Source organism: Bradyrhizobium sp. OK095, assembly GCF_900109945.1.
Lineage (GTDB): Bacteria > Pseudomonadota > Alphaproteobacteria > Rhizobiales > Xanthobacteraceae > Bradyrhizobium.
Genome location: NZ_FOBX01000020.1, coordinates 76104 through 93521, shown reverse-complemented (window position 1 = coordinate 93521; position 17418 = coordinate 76104). Strand labels below are relative to the sequence as shown.

Genomic DNA, 17418 nt, shown 5'->3' with positions numbered 1-17418 from the left:
TTTCTGAGTCTCGACAACCAGAAAGTACCGGCTTCATGCCGGTTAAACCGGGCATGCTCCGCGGCATAGTGAATCATTCCCCGGACAGCCCTGCGTTCTTACGGGGAGAGGGTGGGGTGAGGGGCTGTCTCCGCGAGTCGCACTCTCACCGTCTTCGAGGATAGAGCCCCTCACCCCAGCCCTCTCCCCGTAAGAACGGGGAGAGGGAGAGGAGAGAGCGTCGCTCACTTCGCCTTCAGAAAGTCCGCGACGTCGAGCAGCATGAACTCGTTGTCGTCGGCCTTGTTGGGATCGCGGCTGGACGAGAACGGCAAATTGTTGTCGTTGCCGACGATGATGTGGGTATCGTCGACGCGATCGACGTTCTCGATGGTGAAGAACGGGAAGGTGTAGACGCCGTCATTGAGGGCTTTGCGCGCCTTCTTGTCGGGGTCCTGGATCTTCAACAGGTCGATATAGCCGATCTTACGGACGGGCTTGCCGACATTGGCGTCGGTCAGCTCGATCTTGTAGACGCGCTTGAACTTGGCCACATCAGGGAAGCAGTTTTCGCCGCGGGTGCCTTGCGGGCAGGCCTTGTCTGCGGTGCCTTCGCCGTTGTCGCGCTCGATGATGAGGCCGGAGGCCGGATCGATCATGTTGAAGTCGCCGATGGCGTTGCCGTTCTGCTCGAACACATACTGCCAGTAGCGGCCAGTGAATTTTTCCGCAGCGACGTCGAATTCGAGGATGCGGGAGGCTTCCTTGCCGTCGACCCGCTCCCAATCCTTCTTGTCCGCATCCCACAGCGGTCCTTCGAGCAGGCCGTAGAGGAATTTGCCGTCCTTGGAGGACGCAAAGCCCTCAAAGCCCTTGGAGCGGCGGAGGTTGACGTTGGTGTAGGTCGCGCCCGGAGCGCCCGGCGTTCCCACCGCCCAATGGTCGGGCGAGCGCACCGGCTTGCCGTCAGCGATGGTCTCGAACACGGCCAGGATTTTCCCGGTCTTGTCGGCCTTCAGGATGTAGGGGCCGAACTCGTCGCCGATCCAGAAGGTGTCGCCGATGATCTGGAAACCCTCGGTGTCGAAATCCGAGCCGGTGAGGTAGCGCCTCTCGGTGTCCTCATGGACGATGCGGAACGGCACCTTCTTGTCGGGATCGTGCAGGAAGATGGTCTCCTGGCGCTCGATCTTGCCGTTCGCCCAATCCATCTTGTAGCGGTTCAGATACAGCATCGAATCCGGCGAGTTGGCGCGCGCGCCCATGCCGTTGTCGGTGATGACCCAGTAGCTGCCGTCGGGCATGTGCTTGATGCCGGAATGGCCCTGCAGCGGCTGGCCCTTGAACGGCAGCGAGACGCCGGTCGGGCGCTCAAAGGACTTGCCCATCACGGTGCCGAGCGCATCGACGCGCTTGCCGGTGGTGTATTTGCCCGAGGTCTTGAGATCGGCGGGGGCGTCGGCCGGCGCGTCGATGAAGGTCGCGGCCGGCATCACCACGTGGCCGGCGAGCTTGGCCGGGAATTCGCCTTCGCTCTGGGCGAGCGCCGTGCTCGCGGTGAGAATGATCGTTGCGACGGTGCTGAGAAAAGTCGCGCGCATGTGCGTCTCCTGTTAGCGGAGGCCGTCTTATGCGGATCGCATGTTGCAGTTTTGTGAAATCGGGCCAAACGCCGCAGCCGCACGCGGCGTCTCACACACCTTCATAGACCAGCCTGGTGAAAAAGCCGGGATCGATGACGAATTGGCCAAATTTCGCGTCGAACGCAGCGGTAGGCTTGGCGGCCACCGCTTCGTCCCGCGTTTTTCCCTGCTTCTTGAGATTGCCGACATTGTCGCGGATGGCGACCAGCATGTCGCGGAATCCCTGAAGCTCGGCCTTGTTGCTGACGGGCTTGCCGTGGCCGGGAATGATGATGGTGTCGCTCTTGGCCACGGCCAGATTGGCGTCGGACGCCGAGATCATGCCGTCGATGCTGCCGCCGGTCGAATAATCGATGAAGGGATAGATGCCGTTCCAGAACGTGTCGCCGACATGAATTACGTTGGCTTCAGTGAACATCACCGAAATATCGCTGTCGGTATGCGCGGGCCCGTAATGTCTCAGGGCCACCGACGCGCCGTTGAGCTTCAGGCCGCGGTCTTCGGTGAAAACCTCGGCGGGCAATGCGTCTGCTGGCGGGGGCAGGAAATTGTAGTCCCAGTCTTCGACCCGCTGGATGCCGGCGAGATGCTTGCGGGTGTTTTCGTGGGCGATGATTTTCGCGCCTGCCGCGTGCAGCCATTCATTGCCGTCGGCATGGTCGAAATGCCAGTGCGTATTGACGAGATGCGTGATCGGCTCGCTGCCGAGCTCGGCGAGCGCCTTGCTGAGCTGGGGGCGCGAGACGCCGATTCCGGCATCGATGAGAACCTTGCCGTCCGGTCCGGTGAGAACGGCAATGTTGCCGCCGGATCCTTCGAGCACGCTGATATTGTTGCGCAGCTTGTAGGTTTTGATCGGTGACATCGCCGCGCTGTCCTTGATCAGGCTGACGAGGCCGCGCGCCTCTGCGTAGGCCTGCCTCGGTGAGAGCCAGCCCGCAGTGGCAGCAAACGCGCCGCCGACGCAGCACAGGCAAAAGCCTCGTCGGGACAATGAGGGGAGTTTGGGCGATCCCATGCGATTCTCGCTTTCTGGAGCGGGTATCGATGGCACAAACAGTCGCCCCGCCGTTGGTGCGGCAAGGTGGGACCAAGGACGCACGGGGTCTATCAGGAGTGCACGATCCACCGTGATCGCACGAAACTGTTATTCCTTCACCGCGCCTGTCAGCGAGGACACGTAATAGTCCACGAACAGCGAGTAGAAGATCGCAACCGGCAGCGAGCCGAGCAGCGATCCCGCCATCAGTGCACCCCATTGGTAGACGTCGCCGGTGACGAGCTCGGTCAGGATCGCGACCGGCACGGTCTTGTTGGCGCCGCTCTGGATGAAGGCGAGCGCATAGATAAACTCGTTCCAGGACAGTGTGAAGGAGAAGATGCCGGCCGAGATCAGGCCGGGCACCGCCAGCGGCAGCGTGATCCGGCGCAGGATCTGGAGGCGCGTGGCGCCATCAACCAGCGCGCATTCCTCGAGCTCGTAGGGGATCGACTTGAAATAGCCGATCAACAGCCAGGTGCAGAACGGCACCAGGAAGGTCGGATAAACCAAAATCAGCGCCAACGGCGAGTCGAACAGGCCGAACTGCACCACGACGGTCGCCAGCGGAATGAACAGGATCGACGGCGGCACGAGATAGGCCATATAGATGCCGAGGCCGACATAGGGACTACCGCGGAAGCGCAGGCGCTCGATGGCGTAGGCGGCCAGCGTGCTCGCGATCAGTGACAGCGTGGTCGAGCCGATCGCGACCAGCATCGTCGTCCACAGCCAGCGCGGATAAGCGGTATCGAACAACAGATGCTTGATATGCGCCAGCGTCGGCGATGTGATCCAGAACGGGTTGTGCTCCTTGTAATTCATCAGCTCCGCGTTCGGCTTGAACGACGTGATCGCCATCCAGTAGAACGGAAACAGCAGGATCAAAACGAAGCAGCCGAGCGGCAGGTAGATCATCATCAGCCGCCGCAGCCCGGAATCCCAGGCCATGGTGTCGGGCGCCGCTTTGGCGTCGGCGACAGCTTGCGCGACGGTGTCAGTCATTGCTCTCTCCCTGCTGCCATTTGCGGCGCGCCAGGCCGAAATAGGAAAACAGCGTCGCGAACACCAGGAACGGGATCATCGACACCGCAATCGCCGCACCTTCGCCGAGCTCGCCGCCGGCAATGCCGCGCTGGAAGGCCAGCGTCGCCAGCAGATGAGTCGAGTTGCCGGGACCGCCACGGGTGATGGCATAGACCAGCTGGAAGTCGGTGAAAGTGAAGATGATCGAGAAGGTCATGACGATGGCGAGGATCGGCATCATCATCGGGAAAGTGATGTAGCGGAAGCGCTGCCAGGCGCTGGCCCCATCCAGCATCGCGGCTTCGTAGAGCGAGGGCGAGATGGTCTGCAAGCCCGCCAGCAGCGAGATCGCGACGAAAGGGATGCCGCGCCAGATGTTGGCGGCGATCAGCGAGAATCGCGCCGGCCAGGGCGTGCCGAGGAAGTCGACATTGCTCGTGCGCCAATGCAGAACGTCGACCAGCAGATAGGAGATGATCGAGAATTGCGGATCGTAGATCCACCAGAACGCCAGCGCCGACAGCACCGTCGGCACGATCCACGGCAGCAGGATGATCGCGCGCAGCAGGCTCTTGAACGGAAAATGGTTGTTGAGCAGCAGCGCCAGCCAGAAACCGAGCGCGAATTTTCCGAAGGTCGCAATCCCGGTATAGACCACGCTGTAGAACACCGCGTTCCACCACAGGGAGTCGGTCAGCAGGTACTGGAAATTCTCCAGGCCGACGAAGACGCCCTTGCGGCCGATGGTGGTGTCGGTGAAGGCGAGCCAGATGCCGAGGCCGAGCGGATAAGTCAGGAACACCCCGAGCAGCCCGATCGCAGGCGCAAGGCACATCACGACCAGGAACGGCTTGTAGTCGAACAGCCGGACCAGCCAGGACTGCTGCCGGTGTACTGGTACAGGGGACGAAAGCGTGGTTACGGACATCAGTTTGTTGTCCTGTCTGTGAAAGTCACCACACTCGTCATTGCGAGCGAAGCGAAGCAATCCAGTCTGTCTCCGCAGTTACAGTCTGGATTGCTTCGTCGTTTCGCTCCTCGCAATGACGATCTTACTTCTGCCGCCGGAAATACCGCTTGCTGCGCTGCTCGGCTTCCGCGGCCGCCGCTTCCGGCGTCGCAGAGCCGGTCGCAACGGACGCGAACATCTGGATCAGCACGTAGTCGGCGCTGACGGCGCCTGTCGCGGTCGAGATCGGGCCCGCATAGCCGTCATAATAGGTGCTGTTCATGGTGTCCTTGAACAGCTTCACCTTGGGATCCTGCGACCACACCGCGGCCTCGGCGTAAGCCGCCAGCGGCTGGGCCCAGTAGCCGGAGTTGGCGTTGAGCCACGGCTCGTACTGATCCTTTTCCAGCATGTATTGCAGGAAGGCCTTTGCGGCATTGGGATACTGGCTGTGCTTGAACACCATGGCGTTCAGCGTCAGGCCCGCCATCGGCGAGACCTTGGCGACGCCCTTCGGCAGCAGCTGATGCTCGCTGTCGTCAGCAATCGCCTTGGTCGCCGGATCGTTCTTCAGCGAGAAATACAGCGAGACGCCGTTGGCGGTCAGCGCGATTTCCTGCGCGGCGTAGGCGCGGTTGTTGCTGACGTCGTTCCACGAGGTCGTGCCGGCGATGAAGGTCGGGTAGAGCTGCTTGACCCAGTTCAGCGCGGCGATCGTCTCCTTGCTGTTGATGACGACGTTGCCTTCTTCATCGAGCAGGGCGGCGTTGTGCGACCACAGCGCCCAGCTCGCAAAGCCATTGCCGTCGCCCTTGGCGTTGCCGAGTGCGAAGCCGGCCGGCTTGCCGGCCTTCTGCAGCTTCTGGCAGAGGTCGAGGATACCGGCATGGTCTTCCGGTACCTTGTCGAAGCCGACCGATTGCAGGATCGATTTGCGGTAGATCAGCGGACCCGCGGTGGCGCCGAACGGCAGTCCGATCCAGGCGTCGCTCTTGTTCTTCTTGCCGTAACGCTGCGCCAGCGGCAGCCAGCCGCCATAACGCTTGCCGACATAGTCGGCGACGTCGGTCAGCTCGATCAGCTTGTCGATATAGATGTGCGGCGCATCGGAGAAGCCGATGATGATGTCGGGGCCGGCGCCGGAATTGGCGGTGACCGCCGTCTGCTGGTTGATGTCCTCCCAGCCGACGAAGTCGACCTTGACCTCGACCCCGGTTTCCTTGGTGAATTTTGCCGCATTGGCGCGGAAGACGTCTTCGTCGGCCTGGACGAAGCGCACCGGCCGCAGCATGCGGAGCGTCGCGCCTTTCTCGATCGGTAGTTTCGGGGCCGGGACGTCCGCGGCCTTGATCGCGGATTGAGCGTGCGCTGCAACACCGGTGGCGGCGAGCGCCGTAGCGGACAGGCCCAGCACCAAGGCATCACGACGTGTGATGTCGTTCCTCATCAGTTCCTCCCTATGATGTCTCCCTTCCCGGCGTTGATCGCCGGTGAAGGGCCGTTTCGGTATCTCGGCGCGTCTTGCGCCGGCCGCCTAGCTGTTCGGGCCGCGGTCCATGCTGACGGGTTGCCAGCGGCGGAGCGCGGTGTCTTGCAGCACCGACGGATTGACGCAGCTTACCGGCCACATGCCCTGAAGCACCAGTGACAATTCGTAGCCCACCCGGCGCTTGCGCGCCTCGTCGAACCGTGCCGAGGCCGAGGCGACATGGGCGGTCAGGGTCACGTTCTCCATGCTGAGGATGGGATTGTTGTGCGAGGGCGGCTCCTTCTCCAGCACGTCGAGGGCGGCGTGCGCGATCCAGCCCTCTTGCAGCGCCTTGATCAGGCTTTCCTCGTCCACGGTGGCGCCGCGGCCGGTATTGATGAACACCGCGCTCTTTTTCATCTGCCGAAAATGCTTCTCGGTGAGCATGTGATGTACTTCGGGCCTTGCAGGCGCGTGCATCGAGACGAAGTCGGATTGCGACAGCACCTCGTTCAGCGTCGCCGGGATGACGCCGTGGTCGGACATCAGCGTTTCCTGGATGAAGGGATCATAGGCCATCATGCGCAGGCCGAACGGTGCGGCGCGCTTCGCAACGGCACGCGCGACGCGGCCGAACGAGACGAAGCCGAGCGTCTGGCCCATCAGCCGCGGGACTTTCAGCAGCGCCGGCCGGCCTTCGGCCCAGCGTCCCGTGCGCACCATCTTGTCCTGCTCGACCAGGCGGCGGAAGCCGGCAAGCAGCAGCATCATGGCGTGGTCGGCGACCTCCTCGATGAAGGTGTCGGGGATGTTGGTGACGGGAATGCCGCGCGCGGTCGCGGCCTTCACATCGACACTGTCGACGCCGACCGAGCCGAGCGTGATGACCTTGCAGCTCTCCAACGCGTCGATGATGGTCTTGGAGATCGGGATGCCCTTGGCGTAGATCGCGTCGGCATTCTTGGCGGCGGCGATGAACTCCGCCTCGTTGGCCGGCGCCTCGACGATCTCGGCATCGATCGGATCGAGCGCCTCGCGCTCGTAGGAATAATCGCTGCCCGCGACCGTGAAGCTCGCGCCCTTCGGCGTCACCACCCTGTATTTCGGCATTTCCTGCTCCCGATTTGGTTTGTCGGTTCTTGTTGCGGGCCCGGCCTTCTTGGCGGGCCTTTGCGTCTTTTACGCGAAATCGATGCGTGTGCGTACAATCGTCGGTTGTCGTTGCGGCGATTTGTTCGGCGGTTCGGACGTTTCTACCGGGCTTCTACGGAGTCCCCCGTAACAGGTTGCTAAGGGGTCTCACACTAAAAGTTGATTTAATTTCGAACGATTCACTCGCGTGCCCGTATCCCTTTTTTTGCCGGAGCCATCCCGTGATGTTGAGCAATCTGAAGATCGCCCCCAAGCTGGGCATTCTTGTCGGCGTCACTCTGTTCGGCCTGTGCATCTCCGGAGTTCTCGCCGGCTATCTGATGAAGCGCGAGATGGTGAATGCACGCATTGACCAGACCAAGTCGATCGTCGACCTGGGACGCAACTATGCGGCCGCGCTGAAGAAGCGCGTCGATGCCGGCGAGCTGACGAAGGATGCGGCGATGGCCGATCTTCGCCGCTACGGCAATGCGATGACCTACGACAACGGCTCGGGCTATCTGTTCGGCACGTCCTATGACGGCATCACGCAGCTCGCGCCCGATCCGAAGCAGATCGGCGCCAACCGCATGGATGTCGTGACCAACGGCCGCAAGCTATCCGTCGAGCTGATGGACGGCGTCAAGGCCAACGGTTCGATCCTGCTCTACTATGACTACGTGAAGCCCGGCCAGGAAACGCCGATCAGCAAGATCGGCTATGCCGTCGCGGTGCCCGGCTTCGACATGTATATCGGCACCGGCGCCTACCTCACCGACATCGACCAGAAGATGGGCCCGGTCTACTGGCTGCTCGGCTTCGCCATGCTCGGCATCGTCATCGTCGCCGGCAGCGTTGCCTGGATGATCGGCCGCAGCATCAGCCGTCCGCTGGCGCTGCTCGGCACCCGCATGAAGGATCTCGCCGACGGCAAGCTCGAAGGCGACATCCCCGGCGTCGGCCGCGGCGATGAGGTCGGCGCGATGGCTTCGACCGTCCAGATCTTCAAGGACAATGCTGTCCGCATTCGCGATCTCGAAAAGACCGAGGCTGTCGCGAAGGAGCGCGCCGCGGCGGATCGTCGCAGTGCGATGGAGGACATCGCCAACGACTTCGAGCGCAGCGTCAACGGCATCGTCCGCTCGGTCTCCTCGGCCGCGACGGGCATGCAGGCCACGGCGCAGTCGATGACCGCGACCGCCAGCGACGCCAGCTCGCGTGCGGCGACCGTCGGTGCTGCCTCGTCGAGGGCCTCCGGCAATGTCGGCACGGTCGCTGCCGCCGCCGAGGAGCTGTCGAGCTCGGTTACGGAAATCTCTCGCCAGGTCACGCGTTCGACCGAAGTGGCGAGCCGCGCGGTCAGCGATGCCGAACGCACCAATGCCACCGTGCAGGCGCTCTCGACCGGCGCCGAGAAGATCGGCGAGGTCGTCAAGCTGATCCACTCGATCGCGGCACAGACCAATCTGCTGGCGCTCAACGCCACCATCGAGGCGGCCCGCGCCGGTGAATCCGGCCGCGGCTTCGCCGTGGTCGCCTCCGAGGTCAAGGCGCTCGCCAACCAGACCGCCAAGGCCACCGAGGAAATCTCGGCCCAGGTTGCGGCAATGCAGACCTCGACCAGCGACGCGGTCACGGCCATCAGCGGCATCACCCGGACCATCGCCGAGATGAGCGAGATCACCGCGGGCATCTCCTCATCGATCGAGCAGCAGGGCGAGGCCACCCGCGAGATCGCCCGCAACATTCAGTCGGTTGCGGCCGGTTCAAACGAGATCAACGCCAATATCGGCAGCGTCACGTCGGCCGCGGAAGCGACCGGCACGGCGGCAACTGATGTGCTCACCAACGCCCGCGAGCTGGACAACCAGTCCGGCGCGCTGCGCAGCGCGGTCGACGGCTTCCTCGCCAAGGTGCGCGCGGCGTAGGTCTGAATGCTGAATTCGTAGGGTGGGCAAAAAAGGCGCGTCAGCGCCGCCCACCTTTCCAGTCGCTATTTGAGGAGCCCATCGTGAAGTTGAGCAATATGAAGATCGCGCCCAAGCTCGGCATCCTTGTCGGCGTCACCTTGTTCGGCCTGTGCATCTCCGGGGTTCTCGCCGGATATTTGATGAAGCGCGAAATGATCAACGCGCGCATCGACCAGACCAAGTCCATCGTGGACGTGGCCCGCAGTTTCGCGGGCAATCTGAAGAAGCGCGTCGATGCCGGCGAGATGACGAAGGACGCGGCCATGGCCGAGTTCCGCCGCTATGGCAATGCGATGACCTACGACAACGGTTCCGGCTACCTGTTCGGCACGTCCTATGACGGCATCACGCAGCTTTCGCCCGATCCGAAGCAGATCGGCCAGAACCGCATGGACTCTCTGACCAACGGCCGCAATCTCTCCAGGGAATGGATGGACGGCGTCAAGGCCAATGGCTCGATGCTGTTGTATTATGAGTTCATGAAACCGGGCCAGGAAAAGCCGATCCGCAAGGTCGGCTATGCGGCTGCCGTCCCCGGCTTCGACATGTATCTCGGCACAGGCGGCTATATCGACGACATCGACGCCAAGATGGGCCCGGTCTACTGGTCGCTCGGCTTCGCCATGCTTGCCATCGTCATCGTCGCCGGCGGCGTCGCCTGGATGATCGGTCGCGGCATCAGCCGTCCGCTGGCGCTGCTCGGCACCCGCATGAAGGATCTCGCCGACGGCAAGCTCGAGGGCGACATCCCCGGCGTCGGCCGCGGCGACGAGGTCGGCGCGATGGCTTCGACCGTCCAGATCTTCAAGGACAATTCGGTCCGTATCCGCGGCCTCGAGAAGACTGAGGCCGATGCCAAGGATCGTGCCGCAGCGGAACGTCGCAGTGCAATGGAGGGTATCGCCAGCGACTTCGAACGCAGCGTCAACGGCATCGTCCGCTCGGTCTCCTCGGCCGCGACGGGCATGCAGGCCACGGCGCAGTCGATGACCGCGACCGCCAGCGACGCCAGCTCGCGCGCCGCCACCGTCGGTGCAGCCTCGTCGAGGGCGTCCGGCAATGTCGGCACGGTTGCTGCCGCCGCCGAAGAGCTGTCGAGCTCGGTTGCGGAAATCTCCCGCCAGGTGACGCGCTCGACCGAAGTTGCAAGCCGTGCCGTCAGCGACGCCGAGCGCACCAACGCCACGGTGCAGGAGCTCTCCACCGGCGCCGAGAAGATCGGCGAGGTGGTCAAGCTCATTCATTCGATCGCGGCACAGACCAATCTGCTCGCACTCAACGCCACCATCGAGGCGGCGCGTGCCGGCGAATCCGGCCGCGGCTTCGCCGTTGTCGCCTCCGAGGTCAAGGCGCTCGCCAACCAGACCGCCAAGGCCACCGAGGAAATCTCCGCCCAGGTCGCGGCGATGCAGACCTCGACCAGCGATGCGGTCGCGGCGATCGGCGGCATTACCCGAACCATTGCGGAAATGAGCGAGATCACGGCGGGCATTTCCTCGTCGATCGAGCAGCAGGGCGAGGCCACCCGCGAGATCGCCCGTAACATCCAGTCGGTCGCCGCCGGCTCGAGCGAGATCAACGCCAATATCGGCAGCGTCACCTCGGCCGCGGAAGCGACCGGCACGGCGGCCAGCGACGTGCTCACCAACGCCCGCGAGCTGGACAGCCAGTCCGGCGCGCTGCGCAGCGCGGTCGACGGCTTCCTCGCCAAGGTCCGCGCGGCGTAAGCCAGTATCAGGTCTCGTGCCCCGGGCGCAGCGCAGCACGCAAGTGATGCGCTGCTGAACCGGGGCCCACAGCTGGGTCCCGGCTCTGCGTGGCGTCATTTCATGCCGCGCCGCGTCCGGGACACGAGATTGCCTTACTGCTTCTCGATCCCCGCGTCGCGGATCAGCCGCTCCCACAGCACCAACTGCTCGTTCACGAATTTGCCGAGCTCCTCCGGCGTGCCGGAAAACGCGTCCATGCCGAGCGTGGCGAGCTGGGCCTTGATCTCCGGCTTCTCGACGATCTTGCGGATTTCGGCGTTGAGCCGCGTCACGATGTCCTTCGGCATGCCGGCCGGGCCGAAATAGCCCTGCCAGGACGAGATGTCGAAATCAGGCACGCCGGCCTCCTGCATCGAGGGCAGGTTCGGCACCACCGGCGTGCGGTCCTTGGTGGTGACGGCGAGCGCGCGGAGCGCGTTGCCCTGCACATGCGGCAGGCCGGTCAGGATGTCCACGAACATCATCGAGACGCGGCCGCCCATGACGTCGTTAAGCGCCGGCGGCGAGCTCTTGTAGGGCACGTGCAGGAGGTCGAGCCCGGCATTGTGCGCGAAGGTCGCCCCCGACACGATCGCCGAGGACGAGCCCGAGGCGTAGCTGAGCTTGCCCGGATTGGCCTTGCCATAGGCGACCAGCTCGCCGACGGTCTTGGCCGGCACTTCGGGATGGATCACCAGCATGAAGGGCAGATCGCCGGTGCGCGCGATCGGAGTGAAATCCTTGACGGGATCGTAGGTCAGGCTCTTGAGCAGATAGGGGTTGGCCGAATGCGTGGTGTTGGTCGTCACCAGCAGCGTGTAGCCGTCGGGCGCCGAGCGCGCGACATAGGTCGCCGCGATCATGCCGTTGGCGCCGGCCTTGTTCTCGATCACGATGCCGACGCCGAGCGCCTGCGACAAATGATGCGAGATCAGCCGCGTCGTGGTGTCGGTGCCGCTCCCGGCCGCAAACGGCAGCACCAGCGTGATGTTGCGGCTCGGCCAATTGTCGGCTTGCGCGGCGGATGCGGCGGCAAGGCAAAGCGCGGCCGCGCCGGCGGTGCGCAGGGCGCGGATCAGTGATGACAGCATGTGTTGGTCGTTCCCTCTTTTTCGTTGGCGGGGAACCTAGCTTCTCTTCGCTAAAATCGGAAGGCGGGAGTTTCGTGCCCCGGACGCAGCGCAGCGCTCGCCCGGCGATGCGAAGCATCGTCCGGTGCAGCGGTGCGCTGTAGAGCCGGGGCCCACGCTTGCGGCAATCTGGGTCCCGGCTCGGCGATGCATCTTGTCCGGGACACGAGATCTCGCGTCCGCGCCGCGGAATTACTTCGCCGCAGCGCCCCGGCGCGAGGCGATCACGACGCCGGCGAGCACCAGCGCGTAGCCGATCAAATGAAACGGCTGGAGCTTTTCGCCGAGCAGCAGGATCGCCATCGCCGAGCCGAACACCGGCACCAGATGGAAGAACGGTGCGGCCCGGTTCGGACCGATCAACGCCACGCCGCGGTTGAAGAAGAGATAGGCGAGCGTCGAGGGGAAGATCAGGATGTAGGCCAGCGTTGCCAGCGTCACCGTGTCGAATTGCAGGACTTTGCCGCTCCACGCTTCCCAGATTGCGGTGGGCAGCAGCATGATCCCGCCACAGCAGGTGGTGAAGGAGAGAAAGGAGAGCTGATGAACCTTTGGCCGCCGCGGAATGAAGGCGGAGTAGATTCCGAACGCCACCAGCGAGGAGCCGAACATGATGTCGCCCCTGTTGAAGCTGATGCTCGCGAGCGTCGCGAGATCGCCGCGCAGGATGATGATCAGCACGCCGAGAAGCGAGATCCCGATGCCGGCGAGCTGTCCGCCCGTCAGCCGCACGCCGAACAGCACCAGCGACCACAACGCCACGAACAGCGGCCCGGCCGACTGGATCAGCAGCGCATTCAGCGCCTCCGTGTATTGCAGCGCCCAGTACGAGACCGCGTTGTTGAAGGCGAAGCCGACCAGCGACAGGAACAGCATCAAGGGCAGGCTTTTGCGCAGAGCCGGCCAGTCGCGTTTCAGATGCGGCCAGGAGAACGGCAGCAGGATCAGGAACACGCCGAACCAGCGGATCGTGGTCACCGTCAGCGGCGGCACATGCGCGCCGACATGGCGCGCGAGCACGATGTTGGCCGCCCAGAACAGCGAGCTCAGGCTGAGCAGCAGATAAGGCTGGTTGTTGAGCCAGCTGGCCGGATTCGAGGCCTTCGGCGCGGGCGGAGCAATCGTCATTGGCGTCACATACGACCTTGCGCCGGATTGCCGTCGTGACACAAGTCACGCCGCCGCAATGCTACAATGCAGGCTCGACCAGAGGAGGTGCCATTGGCGGTTAATATGTTGAACATCGAGGGCCTGGAGCAGCTCGACCAGCAGGCGCCGGTGGTGATGCTGAACCTGATGCGCTTTTACGATCGCTCGCGTGACGGCGATGGCTCCGGGTGGGACGCTTATCTGCGTTACAGTTCGATCACAGTGCCCATGATCAGGGCACGCGGCGGCACGCTGCTCTGGACCGGCGAGGCCAAGACCGTTGCGCTCGGCCCGCACGACGGCAACGACTGGGATTTCGTCGCGCTGGTCTATTACCCCAATGTTGCGGCTTTTCTCGACATGATGACGTCAGAGTCCTACGAGCGTGAAGCCGATCCACATCGCGTCAACGGCTGCGCCGAACATGTGATCATTGCGACGAGCGAGGCGTACAGCAAGTTCAGGATCGGCTGACGTTTGCTCACGTCGCCTGCTTCCTTGACGCTGCGAACACGCCCGACAGCACCAGCGCAAAACCGATGAAGTGGAAGGCTTGCGGGTTTTCACCCAGGAACACCATCGCCATGATCGAGCCGAACACCGGCACCACGTGGAAGAACGGCGCGGCGCGATTGGCGCCGATCAGGCGCACGCCGCGATTGAAGCAGAGATAGGCGAGCGTGGACGGGAACACCGCGACATAGAATAAAGTGAGCAGGTTCGGCACATCAAACTTCATCACCGGGCGCGCATACAGCTCCCAGATCTCCAGCGGGATGAGGCAGGCCGCGCCGGCGCCGAAGGTGAAGGCGAGGAACGACAGGCCGTGCATCGGCGGGCGTTTCAGGCTCAGTACCGAATACAGCGCGAAAAAGATCAGCGCGACGATGAAGATGAGGTCGCCCTTGTTGAACTCGATGTTCGACAGCGTGGTGAAATCGCCATGCAGCAGGATCGTCAGCACGCCGCACATCGACAACAGCACGCCGAATGCCTGTGCGGTGGTGAGCCGGATGCCGAGAATGGCCAGCGACCACAGCGCCACGATCAGCGGCGCGGCCGACTGCAGCAGCAGCGTGTTCAGCGCCTGCGTATGTTCCAGCGCCCAGTATTGCAGCGTGTTGAAGGCGCCGATGCCGATGATCGACAGTGTGATCATCAGGCCGAGCTTGCTGCGGATCGCGGGCCAGTCCTGGGCAAGATGCTTCCAGGCGAACGGCAGCACCAACAGGAAGGCGAAAGTCCAGCGCAGGAACGACAGCGTGACCGGCGGGATGTGGCCGGCGGCGAGCCGTCCGACGATGGCGTTGCCGGCCCAGCACAGCGCGGTGATGCAGAGCAGCAGATAAGGCTGGTTGGCGATCCAGTTGTGACCGGATGTATCGGTGCTCGTGGTCTGGCCGGTGGCGGACATTGTGATTGTTATGGCCCCGCGTCATGCGCCAAGGCCCCGGCCCTGCGATATCAGGGCCGGCTGATAGCCCGGCGCCGCCCAGAGACACGGAAATCCGCCTGATATCAATGGGGCGAGGCGCATCGCCTCCATGCGCGGGCGATACGGCCGGAACCCTCAATCCTTCCGTCCGCTGCGGATCGCAAGCGGTTTCAAGAGTTCGGCGCAGGCGAGATAGACGACGACGAGCAGCGCGATGGCGGCCAGCACGATCGGCGGCGGCGCGACGAAGCCGAACCAGGCTCCGAGCGGCGTGAACGGCAGTACCATCGCGACCACCAGCGCGGTCAGCGAGGACACCGCGAGCGCGGGATCGGGCCAGTTGCGCCAGGGACGTCCGTTGGTGCGGATGATGAAGATCACGAGAATCTGCGTCGCCATCGATTCGACGAACCAGGCGGTGCGGAATTCAGCCGGCGAGGCCTTGAACAGATACAGCAGCGCGACGAAGGTCAGCGCGTCGAACACCGACGACAGCAGCCCCATGATCGCGGCGAAACGCACCAGGCGCGACATGCTCCACACCTGCGGCTGCGACGTTGCCTGTGCCGAGACGCGGTCGAAGGGAATGCCGAGCTCGGAGAGATCGTAGAGCAGATTGTTGAGCAGGATCTGCGTCGGCAGCATCGGCAGGAACGGCAGCGCGAGCGAGGCGGCCGCCATCGACAGCATGTTGCCGAAATTCGAGCTTGCGCCCATGCGGACGTATTTGAGGATGTTGGCGAAGGTGCGCCGTCCTTCCTCGACGCCGTCGGCCACGACTTCGAGATCGGAAGCAAGCAGGATCATGTCGGCCGCGGCCTGCGCCACGCCGGTTGCGCCGTCGACCGATAGTCCGACGTCCGCCACTTTCAGGGCCGGTGCGTCGTTGATGCCGTCGCCGAGGAAACCGACCACCTCGCCGCCCGCCTGAAGCGCCTTCACGATGCGCGACTTCTGGTCCGGCGCGAGCCGTCCGAATGCATCGGCGGAGCGCACCTGCACGACGAGCGCATCGTCGCTGAGTTCGGCAATGTCCGCGCCCGACAGCACGCGCTCAGGGTTCAGCCCGACCAGGCTCGCAAGCCGCTTCACCACGACAGGGTCGTCGCCCGACAGGATCTTCAGGCTGATGCCGCTTGCGGCGAGCCGCGCAATGGCGGCCGCGGCGGTCGGCTTCGGCGGATCGGCGAAGGCGCAGAAACCTTCGAAGACGAGATCGGTCTCGTCATCCGTCTCGACCTCGCGCAGCGTGCCATTCCACGCCCGCGAGGCAATTGCGATGGTGCGCAGGCCATCGCCGGCGAGCTCACGCACGCGTGCCAGCGCAGCGCTGCGTGCGCTCTCGTCCATCGTGCACAATGGGAGCACGGTTTCCGGCGCGCCCTTGACGATGAGCAGCTCGCCTTCCGGGCCGGTCGCGAGCACCGATCCCAGCCGGCGCGAGAAGTCGAACGCCTGCCGCCCGGCCAGCGTCCAGCCTTCTGCTGCGTCCGGCCGGCCGGCGACGAGCGCGGCATCGAGCGCACCGCGGTCGCCGCCGAGCGAGGCTGCGATGGCACCGAGCTGCGCGGCGCGGGAATCGTCCTTGCCCTCGGCATTGATGCTCCGGGCGAGGGTGATCTCGGCCGAGGTCAGCGTACCCGTCTTGTCCGTGCACAGCACCGTCATGGCGCCGAGATCGTGGATCGCGGCGAGGCGCTTCACGATCACCTTGCGGCCCGCCATGCGCAACGCGCCGCGCGACAGCGTCACCGTGGTGATCATCGGCAGCAGCTCCGGCGTCAGCCCAACCGCGAGCGCGACCGCGAACAGCAGCGAATCGAGCACCTCGCGGCCGAACACGACGCGGACGGTGAGCACGACCAGCACCAGCGCGAGCGTCGCGCGTGCGACCACGAGGCCGAATTCGCGCAAATCGCGCTCGAACGGGGAGGGCGCCTGCGTCTCGGCCAGCGCGGAGGCCGCCGCGCCGAACACGGTGTCGCGGCCGGTCCTGACGACCAGCGCGATCGCCTCGCCGGTCTGCGCCACGGCACCGCGGAACAGCGCATTCGACGTGTCGTCAGGATCGCTGGCGGCGCCGGCACGCTTCTGTACCGGATAGGGCTCGCCGGTGAGTGCCGCTTCGCCCGCGGTAAAGGCGGTGCTCTCCAGCACGAGTGCGTCCGCGGGGATGATGTCGCCGGCGCGGACGCGCAGGAGATCGCCGGGAACGACCTTGTCCACCTCGATCTCGCGGAAGGCGCCGTCGCGCCCGACCTCGGCCTTGAGCGCGACAGAGCGGCGGAGGATTTCCGCGGCACGAACCGCATGGCCTTCCTGGACGGTGTCGAGCCCGATCGAAAGTGCGAGAATCAGCACGATGATGAGCCCGCCGATGTCGTCGCCGGTCAGCATCGAGACGATGCCGGCGACCAGCAGGATCAGCGACAGCGGCTCCAGCAGCCGGCGCAGGATCGCGCGCGCCGCTCCTTCGATCCGCGGCGGCGCGTCGCTGTTCGGCCCGAAACGGTCGAGGCGTTCGGCGGCTTCGGCCGCAGTCAGGCCCTGCGGGGAGCAGCCAAGCTGGCCGCACAGCTCGGCCGGTGACATACGCCAAAAATGGTCGTCGGCGCGCGTTGGATTTTTCGGCAAGCGATGCTCCCGTTTGAAGGCGTCTTGTCGGGCGCAAATGCCGCTAAATTCGGCGTAACCTGTTGACCTACCGCAATTTGGAATCGCGACGGCGCGCTAGCTTCGCGGCCAATCAAC

The 17418-nt window shown here is 64.2% G+C and carries 13 protein-coding genes; 3 read left to right on the top strand and 10 right to left on the bottom strand.

Features of this window, described 5'->3' with window-relative positions; translation table 11 throughout:
* Nucleotides 1–224 precede the first annotated feature (224 nt).
* The 6 genes from BMW89_RS34850 to BMW89_RS34825 all read right to left on the bottom strand — a co-directional run bounded on the left by BMW89_RS34850 (nucleotide 225) and on the right by BMW89_RS34825 (nucleotide 7214).
* Nucleotides 225–1580, bottom strand: coding sequence for an esterase-like activity of phytase family protein (locus BMW89_RS34850; RefSeq protein ID WP_092034869.1), 1356 nt, complete (start codon nucleotides 1578–1580; stop codon nucleotides 225–227).
* A gap of 91 nt (nucleotides 1581–1671) precedes the next feature.
* On the bottom strand, nucleotides 1672–2640 hold the full coding sequence (locus BMW89_RS34845) for an MBL fold metallo-hydrolase (protein WP_092034868.1): 969 nt from the start codon (nucleotides 2638–2640) through the stop codon (nucleotides 1672–1674).
* Between the two features lie 129 nt (nucleotides 2641–2769).
* Entirely contained in the window at nucleotides 2770–3666 is an 897-nt protein-coding gene (locus BMW89_RS34840) for a carbohydrate ABC transporter permease (protein WP_092034867.1), read from the bottom strand.
* The gene (locus tag BMW89_RS34835) at nucleotides 3659–4615 is read right to left on the bottom strand and encodes a carbohydrate ABC transporter permease (RefSeq protein ID WP_092034866.1); all 957 of its coding nucleotides are present in this window, start codon (nucleotides 4613–4615) and stop codon (nucleotides 3659–3661) included. Before BMW89_RS34835 ends, BMW89_RS34840 begins: the two co-directional genes overlap by 8 nt.
* A 124-nt stretch (nucleotides 4616–4739) precedes the next feature.
* A complete protein-coding gene (locus BMW89_RS34830; RefSeq protein WP_092034865.1) occupies nucleotides 4740–6083 on the bottom strand; it encodes an ABC transporter substrate-binding protein in 1344 nt (447 codons plus the stop codon).
* Nucleotides 6084–6170: 87 nt separating this feature from the next.
* A complete protein-coding gene (locus tag BMW89_RS34825; RefSeq protein ID WP_092034864.1) occupies nucleotides 6171–7214 on the bottom strand; it encodes a C-terminal binding protein in 1044 nt (347 codons plus the stop codon).
* Nucleotides 7215–7477: 263 nt separating this feature from the next.
* On the opposite strand from BMW89_RS34825, the gene BMW89_RS34820 reads away from it, so the two are divergent.
* On the top strand, nucleotides 7478–9163 hold the full coding sequence (locus BMW89_RS34820) for a methyl-accepting chemotaxis protein (RefSeq protein WP_092034863.1): 1686 nt from the start codon (nucleotides 7478–7480) through the stop codon (nucleotides 9161–9163).
* A gap of 83 nt (nucleotides 9164–9246) precedes the next feature.
* Nucleotides 9247–10932 carry a methyl-accepting chemotaxis protein gene (locus BMW89_RS34815; RefSeq protein WP_092034862.1) on the top strand — a complete coding sequence of 562 codons (1686 nt, stop codon included), beginning with the start codon at nucleotides 9247–9249 and terminating at the stop codon, nucleotides 10930–10932.
* Between the two features lie 134 nt (nucleotides 10933–11066).
* On the opposite strand, the gene BMW89_RS34810 is transcribed toward BMW89_RS34815, so the two are convergent.
* On the bottom strand, nucleotides 11067–12044 hold the full coding sequence (locus BMW89_RS34810) for a Bug family tripartite tricarboxylate transporter substrate binding protein (RefSeq protein WP_092034861.1): 978 nt from the start codon (nucleotides 12042–12044) through the stop codon (nucleotides 11067–11069).
* A 231-nt stretch (nucleotides 12045–12275) separates the two neighbouring features.
* Entirely contained in the window at nucleotides 12276–13211 is a 936-nt protein-coding gene (locus BMW89_RS34805; RefSeq protein ID WP_177196540.1) for a DMT family transporter, read from the bottom strand.
* A 105-nt stretch (nucleotides 13212–13316) separates the two neighbouring features.
* On the opposite strand from BMW89_RS34805, the gene BMW89_RS34800 reads away from it, so the two are divergent.
* Nucleotides 13317–13706: a DUF1330 domain-containing protein gene (locus BMW89_RS34800; RefSeq protein WP_177196539.1), complete on the top strand. Its 390-nt coding sequence runs from the start codon at nucleotides 13317–13319 to the stop codon at nucleotides 13704–13706.
* Nucleotides 13707–13713: 7 nt separating this feature from the next.
* On the opposite strand, the gene BMW89_RS34795 is transcribed toward BMW89_RS34800, so the two are convergent.
* Nucleotides 13714–14646 (bottom strand): DMT family transporter, encoded by a 933-nt coding sequence (locus BMW89_RS34795; RefSeq protein ID WP_092034858.1) that lies wholly within the window; start codon nucleotides 14644–14646, stop codon nucleotides 13714–13716.
* 156 nt (nucleotides 14647–14802) lie between these two features.
* Nucleotides 14803–17259 (bottom strand): magnesium-translocating P-type ATPase, encoded by a 2457-nt coding sequence (gene mgtA, locus BMW89_RS34790; protein ID WP_092034857.1) that lies wholly within the window; start codon nucleotides 17257–17259, stop codon nucleotides 14803–14805.
* Between the last annotated feature and the right edge of the window lie 159 nt (nucleotides 17260–17418).

Coding starts and splice junctions, on each gene's coding strand:
- BMW89_RS34830 (WP_092034865.1), bottom strand. CDS start 6,083: ATGAGGAACGACATCACACGTCGTGATGCCTTGGTGCTGGGCCTGTCC.
- BMW89_RS34840 (WP_092034867.1), bottom strand. CDS start 3,666: ATGACTGACACCGTCGCGCAAGCTGTCGCCGACGCCAAAGCGGCGCCC.
- BMW89_RS34845 (WP_092034868.1), bottom strand. CDS start 2,640: ATGGGATCGCCCAAACTCCCCTCATTGTCCCGACGAGGCTTTTGCCTG.
- BMW89_RS34800 (WP_177196539.1), top strand. CDS start 13,317: ATGTTGAACATCGAGGGCCTGGAGCAGCTCGACCAGCAGGCGCCGGTG.
- BMW89_RS34825 (WP_092034864.1), bottom strand. CDS start 7,214: ATGCCGAAATACAGGGTGGTGACGCCGAAGGGCGCGAGCTTCACGGTC.
- BMW89_RS34805 (WP_177196540.1), bottom strand. CDS start 13,211: ATGACGATTGCTCCGCCCGCGCCGAAGGCCTCGAATCCGGCCAGCTGG.
- BMW89_RS34795 (WP_092034858.1), bottom strand. CDS start 14,646: ATGTCCGCCACCGGCCAGACCACGAGCACCGATACATCCGGTCACAAC.
- mgtA (WP_092034857.1), bottom strand. CDS start 17,259: ATGTCACCGGCCGAGCTGTGCGGCCAGCTTGGCTGCTCCCCGCAGGGC.
- BMW89_RS34810 (WP_092034861.1), bottom strand. CDS start 12,044: ATGCTGTCATCACTGATCCGCGCCCTGCGCACCGCCGGCGCGGCCGCG.
- BMW89_RS34850 (WP_092034869.1), bottom strand. CDS start 1,580: ATGCGCGCGACTTTTCTCAGCACCGTCGCAACGATCATTCTCACCGCG.
- BMW89_RS34835 (WP_092034866.1), bottom strand. CDS start 4,615: ATGTCCGTAACCACGCTTTCGTCCCCTGTACCAGTACACCGGCAGCAG.